Genomic DNA, 20,933 nt, shown 5'->3' with positions numbered 1-20,933 from the left:
AACTGATAACGTAAAAACAAAAACTATATATGAAAAGTATTTAGAGAAAGTATATCGCACAAAAACTAATTTAAAAAACGGTTATGCCAACTATCCTTAGCAGGAACTTCCCAATCAGTTTTATACTCAGCAATATTAGTAACCAAATTATTAAACACTATAGTATTTGGCGAAACAGATCTGTTTTTTGCCATTTTTCTAAAATCTGTAAGTGTTTTATAAGCAACAAATTCTCCCTGTTTATAGGATACATTCATTTTATCCATTAAATCAACTTTATAATCAGTCTCTAATTGCTGTATAAAATGAACAGAAGCATCTATAGAACAACCTGTAGCTTGATTTATATCTTGATCTAAGGCAATAGTTATGAATCTTTTATACTTTATATCATAACCTGCCTTAAGATCTGCTCCATGCGCAGTCCATTGTGTTATAAAGGTTTCTAATTTGTTTTTTATCTCATCTAACTCCTCTAAAGTAAAAGATCTATTGGCTTGATAAACCCAAATTCTTGATGTATCAGGGAGTTCTTTAAAATCTACTAACATCTGCTTTCTTTTTATTTTCTAAAATAACAAAAAGTATTCCTAATTGTTGCAACAAAAAAGAGTTAATATGAATAAACATATCAACTCTTTTAGAATTTTACTTAATCTTTAAAAATCTTTTTATAAATCTTGAGCATTTGCAATCAGTTCTGCCACATCCATTACATCAATGCTATCTTCCTTTTCTTTACTCTTTACACCATCAGTCATCATCGTATTACAAAAAGGACACCCAGCAGCAATAATATCTGGTTTTGTCTCTAGAGCATCTTCTGTTCGCTCTATATTAACATCCTTATTACCTGGCTCAGGTTCTTTAAACATTTGTGCTCCTCCAGCCCCACAGCATAAACCGTTACGTTTACAACGTTTCATTTCTATGAGTTCTACTTCTAATTTTCTTAGAAGATCTCTAGGTGCTTCATACACATTATTAGCTCTTCCTAAATAACAAGGATCGTGGAAAGTAATGCGTTTCCCTTTAAATTTACCTCCTTCTACCTTTAATCTACCTTCGTCCAAAAGTGATTTAAGAAATTGCGTGTGATGCATTACATCATAATCTCCACCTAAAGCAGGGTATTCATTTTTCAATGTATTGAAACAATGAGGGCAAGCTGTAACTACTTTTTTAATTTCATATGCATTAAGCACTTCAATATTGGTAACTGCCTGCATTTGAAACAAAAATTCATTACCCGATCTTTTTGCAGGATCTCCAGTACAACTTTCTTCAGTCCCTAATACAGCAAAGTCTACCTTGGCACTATGAAGTAACTTTACAAAAGCTTTTGTGATTTTCTTGGCTCTATCATCAAAACTTCCAGCACATCCTACCCAAAATAAAACTTCTGGCCTTTTTCCTTCAGCCATATACTCTGCCATTGTTGGCACCTTTACTGCTTCACTCATTTGTAATACTATTTATATGTAAATATTTAGGTTAAAACATATCAACCTAAATTTATATTTAATCGTGTTTACCGTCGTCAAAAACTTCGATAGTAACTACTCTTTCTACAAGCTCTGTAAATTTACCTGTATAACGAGTTGCTTTTACTAGGTGATTATCTATCCAATGATAATTTCCTCCTCTTGGCTTCCCCATCAAAAGACTATGATAATTGAATCCATGTGTTCTTAACCAGGTTTCAGTTACTTCCCTATGTTCTTCAGTTCTTGATGTAAAGAAGCATATAATATGCCCTTCTTCATACCATTTGTTTAATGTAACTAGAGCATCTGGAAAAGGCTCACAAGTAACCATTCTTTCTGGCTCTTCATTAGGAACATCTTCTGTAATTGTTCCATCAATATCAATAAGGTAGTTCTTAATACCTTCTGGTAAGACTGGACTAATGTGTTCTCCCTCTTCTACTTTATCATGCAATAATTTTTCTACTTCTTCCTTCTTCATAATTTCTAAATTCTCTTAATTTTTAAAAGTTTATGGTTAATAGTTATGGTTAATAATTTTTATTCTTTGTTCCAGTTTAATCTGTCCATCTGGTTAAATGGCCAAGGAGCTCCGTTATTTTCGATATTAGACATCATATTATTTAAATCTGATGGTGCCGCACTTTGCTCCATAACTAAATATCTTCTCATGTCTAAAATAATAGATAATGGGCTAATACTAACAGGGCAAGCTTCTACACAAGCATTACAACTTGTACACGCCCATAATTCTTCTTGTGTTATATAATCATTTAGTAATTGTTTACCATCATCTACAAAACTACCATTCTTATCAATATTATCTCCGACCTCCTGAAGGCGATCTCTAGTGTCCATCATTATTTTTCTAGGAGATAACTTCTTACCTGTCTGGTTTGCCGGACATTCGCTGGTACAACGTCCACATTCTGTACAGGTATAAGAATTCAGTAATTGCACCCAGTTTAAATCAGTAACATCAGAAGCTCCAAATTTTTCTGGTTCTGTTTCAGCTTCATCTTCTGCTGGTGCAGCAAATGGATCTGCATTAGGGTCCATCATAAGCATCACCTCTTTGGTAACAGCTTCTAAATTATCCATCTGCCCTTTAGGTTTCAAATCTCCGTAGTACGTATTCGGAAACGCTAAAAGAATATGCAAATGTTTTGAAAAATATAAGTAATTCAAAAATATTAAGATCCCAACGATATGCATCCACCAAGCTCCGCGTTCAAGAAGAATCAATGCTCCCTCAGACATTCCATTAAATAAAGGAGATATAAACTGACTCACAGGATATGATCCTGCTTTGATATAATGTTCAGCTCCCAAATTTTGTAATTGTAGATCCGCTGCATTCATCGTTAAAAACAATGTCATAAGGACTACTTCAAAATAAAGAATAATATTACCATCGTTTTTTGGCCAGCCTTTCAATGTTTTAAAACGTCTAATATTTACTACATTTCTTCGTATCCAAAAAATCAATACACTTACTAGTACCAAAAGGGCAAGAATCTCAAAAGAACCAATTAAAAAATCATACAATCCTCCTAAAAACGCAAATATTCTATGCGTACCAAGAATACCATCTATAATAATTTCTAAAACTTCGATATTAATAATAACAAAACCTACGTATACCACCACGTGCAATATACCTGCTATAGGTCTTCTTACCATTTTTGATTGCCCAAAAGCAATCATCATCATATTGTTCAATCGCTCTTTTTTATTATCTGTACGATCTACATCTTTACCCAATCGAATATTTCGAATGACCTTACGAATGTTTTTAGTGAAATATCCAATTCCTGCTATTAAAGCAATTACAAATATGATATTAGGTATATATTGCATAATCTGGTGTAGTTAGTTTATTGTGTCTGCTGGCTTTACGTATGGTTTATTCTTCTTTCCAAAAACAGAGACATTTACATATCGTGTAGGGTTCAATCTAAGATCTTGAAGTAATAACTCTAATTCCTTACTAGCTTTTTCTAAATTTCCGTATAGCTTATCATCTTTCAGTAATTTACCTGCTGTTCCATTTCCTACTTCTAAATCTTTAGAAATTTTCTCGAAATTGGCTAAAACACTATCCAAGTCATTTACCAACTTACCTATATTAACTTTGGATAACGAATCTGAGAATTGATTAAGATTAGTAGACATCTCATCAAGATTAGAAAGTGTAGTATTTAATTTTTCTTCGTTACCTGACAAAATATTATTTAAAGATCCCGAAGCACCTTTAAAGTTTCGCACAGTTATACTAAGGTCTTTAAATATGGAATTTAAATTATTTTTATTATCCACAGATAGAATTCCATTCACGGAAGTCAATAAGGTATCAGCATCTTTAATCGCTGATTCTAACTTTAATTGCAAAGGGGTTAATTGTTCGTTTACTAATTCTAATAATCCTGCTTTAACTCTCCCTGGCAAAGTATCTTTATCTTTTGCTTCTAGGCCAGCTTCATAGATTGGATTAATGGCAAGCGACTTTCCTCCTATCAAATCTCCGCCATATACCATAGCTTCACTATTTTTAGAAAAAGTAAAATCACTGCTTACATTAAACTCCACTACTAGGTTTCCTTTTCTGTCTGCAAATTTGATAGAAACAACCTTTCCTACAACCAAACCGTTTATTGTAACTGGTGATGAGGGTATCAATCCTTCTACGTTGTCGTAAACAGCATAAAACGTTCGGTCACTTTCTAAAAGGTTTTTACCTTTTAGAAAACTATATCCAAAAATCAAAAGTGCTATAGCAGACAGTGCTAAAATTCCTGTTTTAACTTCTCGAGTAAATTTCAAAATAGCATATGTTTAGGACACAAATTTAGAATAAAAAATATACTTCCAAAGATTATTAACGAACGATTTATTAGTATTTATTTAGATTAGTTCGATGTAGTATGAGTTTTTAAAGCTTCTGTAAGAGGAATTATTTCATTATTCTTAAATGCTACAACAAAACAAGAAGGATATCCCTTATCAACAGCTACGTTTCTTAACTCCTTGATCAAACTATAATTAGAAGTACTTCCAAAGTAATACTTATGCAAACCTTCAAACTGAATCTTTGACAATTGGTCCAGTCCATTAAAGTTTTTAGATTCGAGTTCTATATCATTAGATCCTGCGGCTATTTGTACTTTAAATGTTATTCCTTCATACGATTTCTGTCCAACAACTTTAGTGATGGAATCATTATTTACTACTTCTGGAGTTTCTGATTCTGGGACATAATAAGTAGCATCAAGGCTTTCTTTATAGTCAACTATAGAAGAAATTATGGATTTTGCCATTTCATCCTGACCCTTTTTTGAATTTAAATATTTTCCCTCTTTATTATTAGTAAGAAAGCCCAATTCTATAAGAACACTAGGCATATAGGTTTGATGTAACACAACAAATCCAGCTTGTTTAACTCCTCTACTTTTTCTTTTTAAAGCTTTATTAAATTTGTTCTGCACAAAACTTGCCAGCGTAAGACTTTGATCTAAATATTCCTCTTGCATTAAGGTTAACCCAATTATCGATTCTGGAGAGTTTGGATCAAATCCATCATAATTTGCTTCATAGTTATCCTCTAATAAAATAACGGAGTTTTCATTTTTCGCTACATTAAAGTTCTCATCATTAGCATGTAACCCTAATACAAACGTCTCTGTACCATATGCTTGTGATCGGTGAGCATTACAATGAATTGACACAAACAGATCTGCTTCAGCTTTGTTAGCTATCTTACCTCTTTCATGCAATTCTATAAATTTATCAGTACTTCTGGTGTAAACAACTTCAAAACGGTCATCTTTTTCTAAAACAGCACCAACAGCCAATACTACTTTAAGAGCAATATCTTTTTCTTTATAACCATTTCCACGATTTCCAGGGTCATGGCCTCCATGACCTGCGTCTAAAACAACTACAAATTTATCCTTATCACTTTTATCCTCAATGGATAAAGTAAATGCAGAGAGTATAAAAACTGTTACTACTAAAAATGAGCTGTATATTATTTTATTTTTCATAATTATGCAAAATTATCACTTAGCTTGAAACATTACCAAATTGTTTCCGTATTTAGTATAATAATTCTATAATCATATGGTTATGATCTTAGAAATTAGAATATAGATTTCATTAAAAAATAACGTTAGAGTAAAGTATTTGATATAAATATTTATTTTTTTACCAATTACAATCTCTACATAAAAAATATATGTAATTTTGGCACTTCAAAAACTAAGCCATAGTTTTACAAAAATAGGATTTAAACCATTGCAAACAACGGTACGTAACATACTTTATTCACTAAGTTTTTCACTATTTTGTATTTGTTATACAACTGCACAAGAGTTCGATAAAACCACAAAAAAACCTATTCCTGCGCAAAAGGATTCTATTTCTTTACCCAAAAAATCACCTGACTCGAAGTCTGAATTACTTGAAAACGAAAAAGATCAGGATACTACAAAGAAGGACACAGCAGTTGTTCCCCCTCAATTATTAACTGATAAAGTTAAATATAAATCCAAAGATTATATGAAATTGAGCCGTAGAGAAAATAAAATGTATCTCTACAATGAAGCTGAAATTATATATGGCGAAATGCAGATTAATGCTGGACTTATTATAGTAGACAATGCTAAAAATGAGGTATATGCATATGGTATTAAGGATTCTGTTGGAGACTACACGCAAACACCCGTTTTTAAACAAGCACAAAATGTAGTAGAACCAGATTCTATTAGATTCAATTTTGACACGGAAAAGGCATTGATATATAATTCCCGAACAAAACAAGGGGAAATGAATGTTAAAGGTGAGGTCTCTAAAAGAGTAAATGACTCTGTTATATATATGAGTAACGTAAAATTCACCACTGCTGAAGATGTTGATAACGCAGATTATTATTTTTATGCTCGTAGAATTAAATTGGTCCCAAAGAAAAAAATTGTTACCGGTTTAGTAAATATGTTTATTGCAGATGTTCCTACACCACTTGGATTACCTTTTGGCTATTTCCCTTTACAGGATAAAAGAACTTCTGGTTTTATTATCCCTAGTTATGGAGAAGAAAATAACAGAGGATATTTTTTACAAAATGGTGGTTATTACTTCGCGGTAAGTGATTATGCTGATTTGACAGTTACTGGAGATTACTACACAAATGGTAGTTATACGCTTCTAACTGAATCTGCATATGCTGTAAGATATAGATACAGAGGTAATCTCCGTTTTAGATTCGAAAACAATTTAACCAGTGAAAGAGGATTTCCTGATTTTGCACAAAGAACTACCTATAATATACAATGGACACATTCTCAGGATGCAAAAGCTAACCCAAATTCTCGATTCTCCGCTTCTGTAAACTTTGGTAGTAGTGACTTTTTCCAACAGTCAACGAATCAACTTAATACAGGTAATTTCTTGAACAATCAACTTAGTTCATCAATTTCTTATTCCAAAACTTTTCAAGGAGATCCACAAGTAAACTTAAATGTTGCTGCGAACCACAACTCTAATACCAACACACAAGAAGTAAATCTTTCGCTTCCTAATATAAATGCTAGCGTATCCAGAATATTTCCTTTCGCGCCCAAAGTAGGTGTTAAAAAAGGTGTCATTCAAAATATAAATACACAATATAATTTTAGAGGAGAAAATAGAATTACAACTACTGATGACGATCTCTTCACAGGAGATATGTTTAATGATGCTAGAATAGGAATGCAACACTCCATCCCTATTAGTACAAACTTCAAAATTTTCAAATATCTAAGTGCTACTATGGGAACAAGTTTCCAAGAAAACTGGGTATTCGAAACCATTGACCAAAGTTATGATCCAGACGCTAATGATGGTGCAGGTGAAGTAGTAAGAGATACCATTGCAGGATTTGACGCCTACAGAACTTATAATTTCTCTACTAGTTTAGGAACCACAATTTATGGGACTTTTAATTTCAAAAAAGATAAAAAAATTCAAGCTATTCGTCATACAATGAGACCTTCCATTAGCTATAGTATTAATCCAGCTTTTGATCAGTTCTATGATGAGTATACAATAACCGATGACCCGAATACATTAGATATCGACGAAACAGAAGTAGTTGAATACTCTAGATTCGAAGGTGGCTTCTTCGGTGCTCCTAGTAACACTTTTTCTAGTAGTATCGGTTTTTCTTTAAGTAACAACCTAGAGGCCAAAGTTAAGAGTAAAGACACTACTGATTTAGAACCTCGAAAAGTAGTATTATTAAATAATTTAAATTTTAGAACGGCTTATAATATTGCTGGTGACTCTCTACAACTTAGTCCGATATCAATTACTGGAAATATCCCAATAATTGAAAACAAATTAGACATTAACTTTAGTGCAGAACTAGATCCTTATGCATTAGATAACAACAATCGTAAAATTGATGTTTGGAACATTGATAATGGGGGCAGTTTATTTAGATTAACGAGAGCAAGTGCTAATTTTGGATATTCTTTTTCTAGTAAAGACTTTGAAAAAGGTCAGTCTAATGAAGATCCCTTATCGAATCAAACGTTACAGAATGGTGGACGACCCGATAATTTATTTGGTGGTGGAACAGATTTTAGAGATGACCAGTCGAATCGTCCAACTAATGACAATAAAGAAAAAAGGGATATTAAAAATTATAATTACAAAATCCCTTGGTCATTGCGTCTATCATATACAGTCAATTATAGTAATAACGCTAGGCAAAATGAAATTTCTTCTCATTCAATTATGTTTTCCGGGGATGTAGAACTTGCACCTAAATGGACCGTTGGGGTATCATCTGGATATGATCTAAAAAACCCTGGGTTTACATATACCAATTTAAGATTTCAGAGGGATCTAGATAGTTGGAATTTAAGTTTTAATTGGATTCCATTTAGTGAAAGAACATCTTGGAATTTCTATATAGGTATCAAATCTTCTGTTCTTAGTGATATTAAGTATGATAAAAGACGTGAACCGGACAGACAACTATAAGTTTTCTTTTGATGCTTGAAGAATCGTCAAATAATAATACGTTTACAAAATCGAAATAAACAATAACACTTTACACATTATGAAAAAAATCATAACTACCTCTAAGGCTCCTGCTCCGATTGGACCTTATAGCCAAGCAATTCTTAATGGTAATACTCTTTATACTTCTGGGCAAATAGCTATTAATCCAGAGACTGGAGATTTAGTAATGGATGATATTAAAACTGAAGCAGAACAAGTAATGCAAAATCTTAAAGGAATTCTAGACGAAGTTGATATGACATTCGAACATGTTATAAAAACTACCATTTTCTTAAGTGATATGAATAACTTTGCGCAAGTAAATGAAGTTTACGGAGGTTATTTCAATGAGGATACTGCTCCTGCTAGAGAAACTGTAGCTGTCGCTGCACTACCTAAGTTTGTAAATGTGGAAATTTCGGTAATTGCAGTAAAATAATACTCTTTTAAAAATATGATATACTAAAAAGCTGAATTCTTTTGAATTCAGCTTTTTAGTATATCAGAAAAACTCAATAAAACCAATACTTCTCAGAGTTTAATTATTTATGGCACGGCGATTGATTATTATATAATAGTTATTAATTAAAATTATATATTATGAATAATTCAATATTTACTTTCAGATTTAATTTCACATCGTTTATGAACTTTTTAAAAGAACTTCCTGCATCTTCAGCTTATGCAATCCATAGGTAATATGAAGATTTTAATTCAGGAAACAACAACCAGAAAAAAAACTGGTTCATACCAGAATTACTGGGAACACAAATACTTAAAACCTTAAAAAGCGAGATATTATTATAATAATCTCGCTTTTTTATATCACAGCTACATCTTATGCTTTCATCATTTCTTTCCGATATCCTATATTACACTACTACTCCTGCTTTTTAAACAACGGCAACTAACTAAATCCTATAAAAAAGAGCAAGAATAATTTTATCACCTCAAAAATTACATATGCAATACGCACTGTATTAGAAGGTGATTCTCGTCCATTAATAGCCATATCCACATATTGATCCAAAATTGGCTATAAATAGAAAGATTCCACAACAACTGATCTTGTAACGTTTTTTCTCTAAACCTCCAAGAGACATAAAAGGACGAAGTCTAACATGACAAGTCTCCTTTACACGCTCCGATATCATCATATAACCTATTTATTAACAACTCCATAAGATTGTTATATTCAAATCTTTCGAATTTTATCACGTGATGATTATTAACAGTATCAGTAACAAATAGTGTGTACATAGTATTTAGTTATTTAGGAAAATTACAATTACGATACTTTTTACTTTATGATTCAACTCATAAAAAAGGGAGAACATAGTGTTTAATTTTGATGTAATTAAAAACACTATTAATATGCATTTAACATCATTACTAAAAGACCTTACTTATGGAGATAAAAACCCTGTTATCACTAAATTAATGGAAAACGAAGCTAACAAAGAAGTTAGAATAGTTTTCAAAAAGGGACAAGAAATGAAGAAACACCAAACCATATTTCCTATAACTGTAGAAGTTTTTGAAGGAGAAATTGGGTTTGGGGTACATGATATAACGTATGTCTTAAAAAAAGGCGATTTAATTTCATTAAAACCCAATGTAAGCCATAATCTCATAGCATCAGAGAACAGTATTGTCAGACTTTCTTTATCAAAAAAAGACAAGGTAGAAAGAGTACAAAAAGTAAATCAACAATAACTAATTTAAACAGATAGGATATCTGAAATACGCAGCAATTCTTTATTTATACTATGATCTTCTTTTAAACCATTATCAAAATCGGTAGCTACAATTTTATTATTAAGTAATCCAACCATCACATTTTGTTCTCCGTCTAACAGTAGTTCAACTGCTTTAACACAAAGCCTACTTGCCAATGTTCTGTCAAAACAAGAAGGAGATCCTCCACGCTGCATATGACCTAAAACTGTAACTCTCACATCATAATCCGGCATATTTTCAGTTACATAATCTGCAAGTTCATAAACATTTTTTCCAATTTTATCACCTTCACAGACCACAACTATACTCGAGGATTTTCCAGAGCGTTTACTCCTTTTTAATGATTCTAATAATCTATCTAATCCCAAATCCTCTTCTGGAATTAAAATTTCTTCAGCACCAGCACCTACTCCACTATTTAAAGCTATAAAACCAGCATCACGTCCCATTACTTCGATAAAAAACAATCGATCATGTGAACTTGCTGTATCTCTAATTTTGTCTATCGCATCAACTACTGTATTTAATGCAGTATCATATCCAATTGTAAAATTAGTTCCTGCAATGTCATTATCTATAGTTCCAGGAACACCTATAACAGGTATATCATGTTCTTCACTAAAAATCTTACCTCCTTTAAATGTGCCATCTCCTCCGATTAATATCATCGCATCTACCTCAGCTTTTTTAAGGTTTTCAGCAGCTTTTTTTCTTCCTTCAGCTGTTTTAAACTCTTCTGAACGAGCAGACTTAAGAATGGTTCCTCCTGCACTGATAATATTACGAACACTTCGAGCATTCATTTCACAATAATCATTTTCTATCATTCCTTGATAGCCTCGATAAAAACCAATACATTTTACATTATAATAAGAGCAAGCACGAGCTACTGCTCTAATAGCTGCATTCATACCAGGAGAATCTCCTCCCGATGTCATTACTCCAATAGTTCTAATTTGTTTAGCCATTTATTATGTATAAATTTTATCCTATTACTTGTTCTTATCTGTGAAATTAATAAATTCTGGCGTTTCTATGTTGATAGTATCTTTTGTTTTTTGAGACAAAGAATCTTTTACTTTTTTAGATTTAAATACCTTATCCCAAAGTTCTCCGAAATTATTAAAATCTACTGAGTAAGAAAGTCCCAATCCTTGCTTATAACCCTGAGACTCTCCTATATATTGAATTTCATTTTGCCTGTTAAATATTTTTCCTTTTAAAGTTCCATCTTCATTAAAAAGATATTCCACCTCCACATCTCCTGTTACTACAGATTCACTAACACCACCAATTGGTACTCCTACTCTACCATTAATCAAAATTCTATTATTGATCTGAGTAGAAACTGTTACTCCGAATTGATCTGCAGCTTCCTGATCTACATTTCTATTTCCTTGAACATAATTTACACCAACTCTAAATTTATCATCATCTCCAGAAAATATACCGTTTACTAATCCTGCAGCACGCTCCACTAGATTACCAGTAATAAAAGTTGGATCTAAGTTTCCGCTATAAAACTGTCCTTGCGTCACTAATGATAACGCCTGTAGTTCTTTGGTTGCTTGGTCTTCTAATTGATACTCTAACTCACTTTTAGCAACAGAGCTTAAATTAGGTAATTCTATATTAAAATTAAGATCTGGTTGTATTAGTTCTCCGTTAAGATCTACCACTACCTCCACCGGTATTTTACGGTTAATAGTAGCATTCTCTAATAATACTGCCGGGTTTGCCTCTGTCTTATATACTGCACTTAGATTAAGCTTTGCTCTAGTAGGACTTCCATCCCAGTTAATACTACCTCCAGATCTAACGGTAAAATCTTTACCTACAAGAGCACCATACCTAAAATTGTAACTTCCTTCATACGCCACAAAATCCCCCCACATATTAAACTTACCATTTGTATTAATTTCTATAAGTAATGTTCCTGCTCCTCTTCCCTTAAGTGAACTACCCGTCTTTTTATCAACAACAACCTCTACCAAAGCATTGTTATTAACATCAAGATCAAAGTTAAGCTCTAATCCTTTTATCTCTTTTAATATAATTTCTTTTCCATCTAAACGAGCTTGCTTCTCTTCAGGGCTTAAGAAATGGATATAAGAATTATCGCCAATTGATTCAGATTCATTCAACGGGATTTTAAATACAGTTCCCTCTTCAGTAGTGGCATTAACATTAATAACTAAACCATCTGTAGGGCCTTCAATAGTTGCATCACCGCTAATAAATCCAGTTCCATAATATAAAGACTCTTCATCCTCTTTGGTATCTAACACCAATAATCTTTCATTAGCAGTTAGGATAAGACCCAGATCCCATTTAGAAAAACGCTGATGCCCAATATAACCCCCTAATATCCCTTTAGTATTATATTTAGTGTCCTCAATAGAAACATCATCAAAATTAAAACGTTGTTTAGTTAAAACAACTCTAGAGTTTTCTTCAAAATCTAGATCAACGTTTAGATATTGTATTTTTAACCCTGCCTTATTTAGTTTTAGTAAACCATCAATCGAAGGGTTGACATAATCACCAGTAACCTTAGCACTTCCGCTTACAAACCCTCTCAGGTCTGATATTACAATTCCACCTAATTGACTAAACCCGGACATATTGAATTGATCTAAGTTTACATCTATATTCATATCTGGATTATTGTCCGAAACATCAATCGATCCAATAGCAGAGAGTGTTTTTATATTTTCCTCATTTATTAACCTAGTATTTACAGAATACTGCGTTAACGACTCATTACCGGATGCATTCATTCGGAACTCCCCTAGTTTTGAGTCATTTACTGTTAGTTTATCAATTATAACAGTAGAACTTGGAAAGTACACTCCTTTATCCTGAAATATCTTAAGATCTCCGTCTACAACTCCAGATAATTCTAAATTCTCTATATAAGGTGTGATTTTATTAAGGTCTACGCCTTTAAAAGTGGCTTTGATATCTTTGTTATCCTTACCTGCAACAGTTCCAGAAACACTTATCTCTTCATCTTCATGACTTAACCTTATCGATCTAATGTCTATATTTTGAAAATTATTGTCAAAAATTATCTTGTTACTACTTTTACTTTTGTTGGGATTTGCATACCAAGTATATCCTTTAAAAGTAAAATCGGATTTCTTAAACCCTAATACAGAATTGTTATCTTCATTAATTGTGTGATAAAATTCTAAATTATAATTATCAACATTATTTTTACCTCCCTTAAACTCTGAACGCATAAATAATGTATCATTAAGTGTTACGTTAATTAAACTAAACTTGGATACATCATAATACTTTGTATTAATACTATCAATTGCAACATATGTATTAAATAAAGGGTTTTTATTATCTACCTGAACATCCACTTTCTTCATTAAGTTATCAAACGCTTTGATAGAAGGTGACTTAAAAGTCAATTTAAATTCGGAGTCATTACTTTCTACCTTTCCTTTTATCGAAGTATTTGGGGCAAATTCAATTTCAGGAAAAAATACATCAACAATTTTATTATAAATTTTAAAATTGAATTCCATAAACTCATTATCCGTAATCTCAGTAGGTTCAAAATTTGCATATAAACTCCCTATAGAATTACGAAACAAATCATAGACATTTTCAAATCTAAAAACCCCTTTTACATTACCTTCAATTATATCAGGGCTATTTACCGTAATTGTTCGTACGTTCTTATCATCAAAACTTGAAGTAATATCAAAATCATCAAAGTAGTAACTAGCATTTTGATTTTTATATAATGTTTTCTCAAAGGAAATTGTTCCAAAAGCATCATTAATACCCGTACCTTTCATCTTCATTTTTACATCTCCATTAAAAACAGAAATACTGTCTCGAGTAAAAAAGTTCAAACGATGTAGATCTATATGATCTACATTAGCCGTAAAATCATAATTATTAATTTCTTCAGATATATCAGCTACACCATTAAAGCTAAATTTCATATTAGGATCATCTGAAACTAATTTCCCATCAAAAACAGGGTCCTTGAGATTACCAAATACATTTAGATTTGTATAAGTATATCCATTAAACTCTAATTTTCTAATATCTCCTTCTAACTTAGTATCAAGGTTATTTAATGTAAAACCACTTCCATCTACGTGTATATCAAATGCTGCATTCCCAAGGTTCTTTTTACTTAATAATTGACCTACATTAAAATTATTAGATATTACGTTTCCATTATAGGTTGCATTTTTCACATCATCTAAATCTCCCAATAAAACAAAAGCATTGATTTTTCCTAATTGTGAAAAGAAGTCCATATCGACATCAACATCTTTAATCGTAACAATTGTTTTACCAACACCTTTTACGCTTCCCAATTGATATAATTGTTTAGGCAATGATTCTCCTAAAATGTTAGGGAGTAAATTAACTAGATCATAATAATTGGTAGTTAAATTCTTTAGATCACCGTCTAATCTAAACTTTGAAACGTTTGTAACTGCATTTCGAATTCTAATATCTCCTTGTATAATAGATCTATCTAATCCTGAAATATCAGAATTTAAAATTTCAAAATCATTTAATGTTCCTTTTACCAAAGTATTTTTGAGGATCAAATCTTCATCATTCCCAAACTCTTTATAAAAGGGTATTAAATCATTAGTAGAAATAATTGCTTTATTGAAATTAGCTGTAATATCAACACTGTTTTCAAAATCTACAAGTCCTCCACGTTCATACGCAAATACTATTTCACCTTCTACTTTGGAATCTATAGTTTCTAACAATAACTCACGAAAACGCATTTCTGTAGGAGTAATTGAAAAAGTTGTTTTTAGATTAGATACATTTAATCCTCTATGATCTTTAAATGATAGCAGATCTGTTGTTATATAAAAATCTTCTCCATCAACTTTTAAGCTTTCAGCATCTAATAAGATATCTCTTAATACAACTATTCTAGGAGAACTGAGATTTTCATCAATATAACTGAACTTACTGTTTTCCATAGTTACATTTCCTGTAGTAAGCAAGAACTTAGTATTGGATGAAGAAGTTTTACCAGTATCAAATTTTCTAATGAAAGTCATAAGGTTATCACTACTCTCATCTTTATACATTTTCATTCTAAACGTTAAATCATCAATAGAAACACTTCCTAGTTCAGGTTGACCTTTAGAAATTTCTCTTATATTTAGAATTGAAGTCGTTATGTTTTTAGCATATATCAACGTATCCTTATGGTGATCTTTTACAAAAACTTCCTTTAAGTTTACATCACCAGAATAAGTCAAGCCTACTCTACCCACATTAATGTCTACATTGTACTCATCATTAAGATAATTAGTAATTTTTTTACCAAAAAAAGTTTGAACTGCAGGAATAGAAAATAGGATCACTAATAGTACAAATAGCGAAATAAGGATAAGGAATATCCTTTTCAATATTTTCCCAAATTTTTTGATACGTTTTATTGTTTTAACTTTGCTGACAATATTAACAATTTCTATGCCCTTTTCCTCATAATGAGTTCACAAAATGTATACATCTTAGGTATTGAGTCTTCTTGCGATGACACCTCTGCCTCTATATTATGCAACGGTCATGTATTATCAAATGTTGTAGCATCGCAAAAAATACACGAACAATATGGTGGTGTTGTCCCAGAGTTGGCTTCTAGAGCACATCAACAAAACATCGTTCCCGTTGTAGATCAAGCTATTAAACAGGCAAATATTAATAAATCTGATCTAAGTGCTATTGCTTTTACTAGAGGTCCTGGTTTAATGGGATCATTATTAGTTGGAACCTCTTTTGCTAAGTCGTTAGCGCTTTCTTTAGAGATTCCACTTATTGATGTAAATCATATGCAAGCTCATATCTTAGCTCACTTTATTGATGAAGAAGATTTTGATAAACCAGAGTTTCCTTTTCTTGCATTAACTATTAGTGGTGGACATACTCAGATTGTAAAAGTTACTGATCATTTTGATATGGAAATTATTGGTGAAACAATTGATGATGCTGTAGGAGAAGCTTTTGATAAAAGTGCAAAAATTTTAGGACTTCCTTATCCCGGAGGTCCTTTAATCGATAAGCACGCGCAATCTGGTAACCCTAAAGCATTTCCTTTTACCAAGCCTAGAGTTGATGGTTTAAACTTTAGTTTTAGCGGTCTCAAAACTGCCGTATTATACTTCGTTCAAAAACAAGTCAAAGAAAACCCTGACTTTATAAAAGAAAACCTGGAGGATGTTTGCGCTTCAATTCAGTACACCATTATTAATATTCTTATTGATAAATTAAAAAAAGCCTCTAAGGAAACGGGAATAAAAACTATTGCTATTGGCGGAGGAGTTTCTGCAAACTCTGGTATAAGAAAATCGCTAAAAGAAGGAGAACATAAATATGGTTGGAAAACTTTTGTACCTAAATTCGAATACACAACAGACAATGCTGCAATGATTGGTATTGTTGGTTATCTAAAATATTTAAAAAGGGATTTTACTGATATGAGTATTGTTGCTAAAGCCAGAATTAAGTTTTAATTTTTATGTATGCAATTATTCTACAATAAAGATATTACAGAAACTACTCAGGAATTTGAATTTTCCCGAGAAGAAAGTAAACATATAACTAAAGTTTTACGCAAAAAAGAAGGTGATTTGGTACAAATCACCAATGGATTAGGCTTATTATGTAAAGGAGTGATTACTTTTTCTAGTCCTAATAAATGTATCATACAATTAGAAGAAAAGAGTATTCAGTCATCTAAAGATTATAAATTACATCTAGCCGTAGCTCCTACTAAGATGAATGATCGTTATGAATGGTTTTTGGAAAAAGCTACAGAGATAGGTATTGATGAAATTACACCTATAATTTGTGATCATAGTGAGCGAAAAATAATTAAACCGGAACGATTTGAACGCATATTACAAAGTGCAATGAAACAATCCCTACAATCCTATTTACCGATATTAAATAAAGCTATTTCTTTTAATGAATTTTTGAAAAAGGAAAATCCTGACCAGTTACTTATTGCGCATTGTGAAGAAACTAAGAAACAATCTTTAAAAGATATTCTTAAATTACAAAACAATATCACTCTATTAATAGGTCCTGAAGGAGATTTTTCTATTAAAGAGATTGAAAATGCATTAAAAGAAGGGTATAAACCTGTTACTTTAGGAGAAACAAGATTACGTACTGAAACTGCTGCTATTGTTGCAACACATAGTGTTGCTTTCTTAAATTCATTCCGTAATAATTAATATCTTTATAATCTCTAATAATTAAGATTATGAATGCAAAAATTAAGATATCTATATATGCTATTATTTTTTTTGCAAGTTGTTCTTCTAACGATAATTCCGACAGCAGTTCTGAAATACCACAACCCTCTAACAACAACATTAATAGTCTAGAATATATAGATGAAATAATAATTCCTGATCAAAACATTGACGGTATACCGATAGGAGGCTTCTCTGGAATTGATTATAAAAACAACACCTGGTATATTATAAGCGATGGATCCAATCCCATAAAGTATTATACAGCCGACATATCATACAATCTAGAAGGTTTCTCTAATGTTTCAATTAACACTATGATAGAAATTAAAGATGAGATAGGAAATTCTATTCCAGAAAATCAAATAGATCCAGAAGCTATTAGATTTGACACAAATACAGGCAATATAATATATACGAGTGAAGGTTCTATTAATAATAATGTAGATCCCGCTTTGTTAGAGATACATCTCAATGGCAATCAATTAAGAAGTTTTGAATTACCAGAAAACTTAAAAACTAATACTACAAATGATCTATCTGGTCCACTACATAATGGTACATTAGAATCTTTGTGCATTAGTTTTGATACCAATTCTTATTGGATTGGCATGGAACTTCCATTAATTCAAGATGGACCAGAACCTACTACAATAGAAACAGAATCTCCGGTTCGCATTACTAGAATTAATAAAATAACTGGAATACCAGAACGACAGTTTTTATATGAATTAGATTCAGTAGATCGAGAGCCTGCTTTGGGAACAACGTTTACCGTTAACGGTCTAGTTGAAATATTAGAATATGATGAAAACAAATTTCTTTTTTTAGAAAGATCCTTTTCTTCTGGATATTTGGATGGCGGGAATACTGTAAAAATTTATAAAGTTAATGCTACGAATGCAAGTAATACACTAAACATAGATAATCTATATGAAGAATCAATTACCAAGGCTTCTAAAACACTTTTGTTTGAATTTGATAGTATTCGGAGCGAATTAACCAATAATACTGTAGACAATATAGAAGGTATAACTTTAGGTCCGGTATTTTCTGATGGAAGTAAATCTCTGATTGTTATTTCTGATAATAACTTTAATGCTTTTTTACCTCAGTTAAATCAAGTAATTCTTTTTAAAATAATTCATTAGTAATATTAGCTTAAGAAGTTATTGGGAATAACTTATAACATTCTACATCAGTGTTAAGTTAAAATTAAGAATACGCAGTTTGTTACAAGCTATAGTTTTACAGCACTCATTTCTTTGTATATTGCTAAACTATTTTCACTCAATTATAATTACTTACTATTATGAAAAAACTTTATTTTTTATGTTTTACTCTAGTCATTTCACTGACTTCATTTGGGCAAACACCAATTATTACTACAATAGTGGATGGAGATTGCTCTGGGGGAAACCCAAAATTACTCGAAATTTATGCTGATGGTATGGTTGATTTCTCTTTATACTCGTTAGAGAATGAAACAAATGAAAATACAACGTTTGGAAATACCCTAGATCTTTCTGGATTAGGTACTGTTACCGATGGTTTTGTTTATGTTACAACCACGGGCAGTGCTACTAGTATTGCATCTGAATTTCCTTCTTTAGCTTCTGCAAATGTTATAACATCAGGAACTATGAACCTTAATGGTGATGATAGAGTTAGAATTATATTAAATAGTTCTGGTGCGACAATTGATCAATATGGTGTAGATGGTACAGATGGAACTGGGACAACTTGGGAATATACTGACTCTTATGCTAAAAGAGTTGATGGAACTGGACCCGATGCTGGTTTTACAGAGGTTAATTGGACTATTCCTGGATCCGGAACGTTAAACACTTTGGGTACTTGTCAAGGAGGAACAGATACTTTTGAAACTCTTATGGGAGGTATTGGCACATACTCTACTACTGTATCTACAACACCTACAATAAATGTAAGTGGAGCGGTTTCTGGATTAGATTATTTTGAAGCTAACGGTCCATCTAATGAAGGTACTTTGACGGTATCTGGATTAAATCTTACTACTGACCTTACAATTACAGCACCAACAAATTTTGAAGTCTCTCTTACTACTGGAACTGGTTTTGCGTCTTCTGTTGCTATAACACCAGCAATGGGAACAATTGCGACAACAACAATTTATGTTAGGTTAGCTGCAGGATTAACATCTAATTCATATGTCGGGGATGCTACAGCATCTTCTACCGGAGCGACCGATCAAACTATAGCATTAAGCGGAACTGTTTCTCCTGCCGATCCTCAATTTACAATCAATGGATTTATTGGGGGCTTTTCGTATTTTGAAGGTGCTGGCCCGTCTACCGAAGATAGTTTTAATGTAGAAGGTTTATTTCTTACTGGAGACATTACAATCACTGCTCCTACAAATTTTGAAGTATCTCTTACAACTGGAACTGGTTTTGGTGCTTCTGTTAGCGTAACACCAACTATGGGAACAGTGAATAGTACAGAAGTATTTATAAGATTAGCGACAGGATTAACTCCTAATTCATATACAGGAGATATTACATTAGCTTCTTCTGGTACAACAGATCAAACCATTCCATTATCAGGGATAGTGTATCAAACACCTGTATGTGCAAATGTAGGTGACATTATAATAACAGAAATTATGCAAAATCCAGCTTCTGATGGAGATGATCCTAATGGAGAATATTTTGAATTATATAATACCACTACAAGCCCTATTGATATAGCTAGTTGGACTATTAAAGATGATGATGGTGTTAATGATCTTCATGTGATAGCAAATTCATTAATTATACCAGCAAATGGATATATTGTTATTGGAGACCCTAATGGAAGTATTGTATTAGATTATGCATATGAAGCACGTGATGTATTTTTAGGAAACAGTACTGATGGTATCATTATAGAATGTGGCTCCACTGTTATTGACCAAGTGATCTGGGATAATGGAGCAACATTTCCTGACCCTACTGGAGCAAGTATGGAACTATCTATCAATGAACTAAATAGTGTTGCTAATGATGATGGAGCGAATTGGGCAGAAGCAGTTACAACATTCGGTAGCGGAGATCTAGGTACACCTGGTGATGTAAATGATAACGCTAGTACGTTATCTATTGACACATTTGATGATGAGTCGGAAAACTTTAATATATTTCCGAATCCCAACAACTCAGGATTTGTAAATATTACCACTACAACAAATGCATCTGTTTCTGTTAGTGTATTTGATATGTTAGGAAAACAAGTTATTTCTCAAACTTTAAATAACAACCTTTTAAATCTATCTCATTTAAACGCAGGTATATATCTAGTGAAATTAGATCAAAATAATGGATCCGTAACTAAAAAACTAGTAATTGAATAGTTACTAATTTATTCATATTAT

Annotated in this window: 16 protein-coding genes; 7 read left to right on the top strand and 9 right to left on the bottom strand. The window is 32.0% G+C overall.

All coding sequences use genetic code 11. From position 1 onward, the window contains the following. Positions 1-65: 65 nt before the first annotated feature. The 6 genes from BMY33_RS00920 to BMY33_RS00895 all read right to left on the bottom strand — a co-directional run bounded on the left by BMY33_RS00920 (position 66) and on the right by BMY33_RS00895 (position 5,530). Positions 66-551, bottom strand: a complete 486-nt coding sequence (locus BMY33_RS00920) for an ABC transporter ATPase (protein ID WP_091404236.1) — start codon at positions 549-551, stop codon at positions 66-68. Positions 552-671: 120 nt separating this feature from the next. Continuing rightward, positions 672-1,463 (bottom strand): (Fe-S)-binding protein, encoded by a 792-nt coding sequence (locus BMY33_RS00915; RefSeq protein ID WP_091404234.1) that lies wholly within the window; start codon positions 1,461-1,463, stop codon positions 672-674. A gap of 58 nt (positions 1,464-1,521) precedes the next feature. Further along, positions 1,522-1,968: an LNS2 domain-containing protein gene (locus tag BMY33_RS00910; protein ID WP_091404231.1), complete on the bottom strand. Its 447-nt coding sequence runs from the start codon at positions 1,966-1,968 to the stop codon at positions 1,522-1,524. Positions 1,969-2,027: 59 nt separating this feature from the next. Further along, a complete protein-coding gene (locus BMY33_RS00905; RefSeq protein ID WP_091404228.1) occupies positions 2,028-3,347 on the bottom strand; it encodes a 4Fe-4S dicluster domain-containing protein in 1,320 nt (439 codons plus the stop codon). A 12-nt stretch (positions 3,348-3,359) separates the two neighbouring features. Next, positions 3,360-4,310: an MlaD family protein gene (locus tag BMY33_RS00900; protein WP_091404224.1), complete on the bottom strand. Its 951-nt coding sequence runs from the start codon at positions 4,308-4,310 to the stop codon at positions 3,360-3,362. Between the two features lie 86 nt (positions 4,311-4,396). Continuing rightward, the gene (locus BMY33_RS00895; RefSeq protein WP_091404220.1) at positions 4,397-5,530 is read right to left on the bottom strand and encodes an N-acetylmuramoyl-L-alanine amidase family protein; all 1,134 of its coding nucleotides are present in this window, start codon (positions 5,528-5,530) and stop codon (positions 4,397-4,399) included. A gap of 199 nt (positions 5,531-5,729) precedes the next feature. On the opposite strand from BMY33_RS00895, the gene BMY33_RS00890 reads away from it, so the two are divergent. Together BMY33_RS00890 and BMY33_RS00885 are read left to right on the top strand one after the other, a co-directional pair. Beyond that, on the top strand, positions 5,730-8,510 hold the full coding sequence (locus tag BMY33_RS00890; RefSeq protein WP_091404218.1) for a putative LPS assembly protein LptD: 2,781 nt from the start codon (positions 5,730-5,732) through the stop codon (positions 8,508-8,510). A gap of 79 nt (positions 8,511-8,589) precedes the next feature. After that, a complete protein-coding gene (locus BMY33_RS00885; protein ID WP_091404216.1) occupies positions 8,590-8,970 on the top strand; it encodes a RidA family protein in 381 nt (126 codons plus the stop codon). Between the two features lie 562 nt (positions 8,971-9,532). Here the strand turns inward: BMY33_RS00885 and BMY33_RS23315 are convergent. Next, entirely contained in the window at positions 9,533-9,688 is a 156-nt protein-coding gene (locus BMY33_RS23315; protein ID WP_170836973.1) for a hypothetical protein, read from the bottom strand. A gap of 217 nt (positions 9,689-9,905) precedes the next feature. Between BMY33_RS23315 and BMY33_RS00880 the strand changes: the two genes are divergently transcribed. Then, positions 9,906-10,247: a cupin domain-containing protein gene (locus BMY33_RS00880; RefSeq protein WP_091406041.1), complete on the top strand. Its 342-nt coding sequence runs from the start codon at positions 9,906-9,908 to the stop codon at positions 10,245-10,247. Positions 10,248-10,252: 5 nt separating this feature from the next. Here BMY33_RS00880 and pfkA read toward each other — a convergent pair whose 3' ends face one another. Next, positions 10,253-11,239 carry a 6-phosphofructokinase gene (gene pfkA, locus BMY33_RS00875; RefSeq protein ID WP_091404211.1) on the bottom strand — a complete coding sequence of 329 codons (987 nt, stop codon included), beginning with the start codon at positions 11,237-11,239 and terminating at the stop codon, positions 10,253-10,255. A gap of 24 nt (positions 11,240-11,263) precedes the next feature. Continuing rightward, entirely contained in the window at positions 11,264-15,691 is a 4,428-nt protein-coding gene (locus BMY33_RS00870) for a translocation/assembly module TamB domain-containing protein (protein ID WP_244542957.1), read from the bottom strand. A gap of 81 nt (positions 15,692-15,772) precedes the next feature. Between BMY33_RS00870 and tsaD the strand changes: the two genes are divergently transcribed. From tsaD to BMY33_RS00850, 4 genes are all read left to right on the top strand, one after another. After that, positions 15,773-16,795 carry a tRNA (adenosine(37)-N6)-threonylcarbamoyltransferase complex transferase subunit TsaD gene (gene tsaD / locus BMY33_RS00865; RefSeq protein ID WP_091404209.1) on the top strand — a complete coding sequence of 341 codons (1,023 nt, stop codon included), beginning with the start codon at positions 15,773-15,775 and terminating at the stop codon, positions 16,793-16,795. A 9-nt stretch (positions 16,796-16,804) separates the two neighbouring features. Beyond that, entirely contained in the window at positions 16,805-17,521 is a 717-nt protein-coding gene (locus BMY33_RS00860) for a 16S rRNA (uracil(1498)-N(3))-methyltransferase (protein WP_091404206.1), read from the top strand. A 29-nt stretch (positions 17,522-17,550) separates the two neighbouring features. Then, positions 17,551-18,693 (top strand): esterase-like activity of phytase family protein, encoded by a 1,143-nt coding sequence (locus tag BMY33_RS00855; RefSeq protein WP_091404204.1) that lies wholly within the window; start codon positions 17,551-17,553, stop codon positions 18,691-18,693. Positions 18,694-18,854: 161 nt separating this feature from the next. Then, positions 18,855-20,912 (top strand): lamin tail domain-containing protein, encoded by a 2,058-nt coding sequence (locus BMY33_RS00850; RefSeq protein WP_091404202.1) that lies wholly within the window; start codon positions 18,855-18,857, stop codon positions 20,910-20,912. Positions 20,913-20,933: the final 21 nt, after the last annotated feature.

The organism is Aquimarina amphilecti (genome assembly GCF_900109375.1).
In the GTDB taxonomy this organism is placed as follows: Bacteria; Bacteroidota; Bacteroidia; order Flavobacteriales; family Flavobacteriaceae; genus Aquimarina; species Aquimarina amphilecti.
The sequence above is the reverse complement of the archived record's forward strand: the minus strand, read 5'-3'. Positions and strand labels throughout refer to the sequence as shown.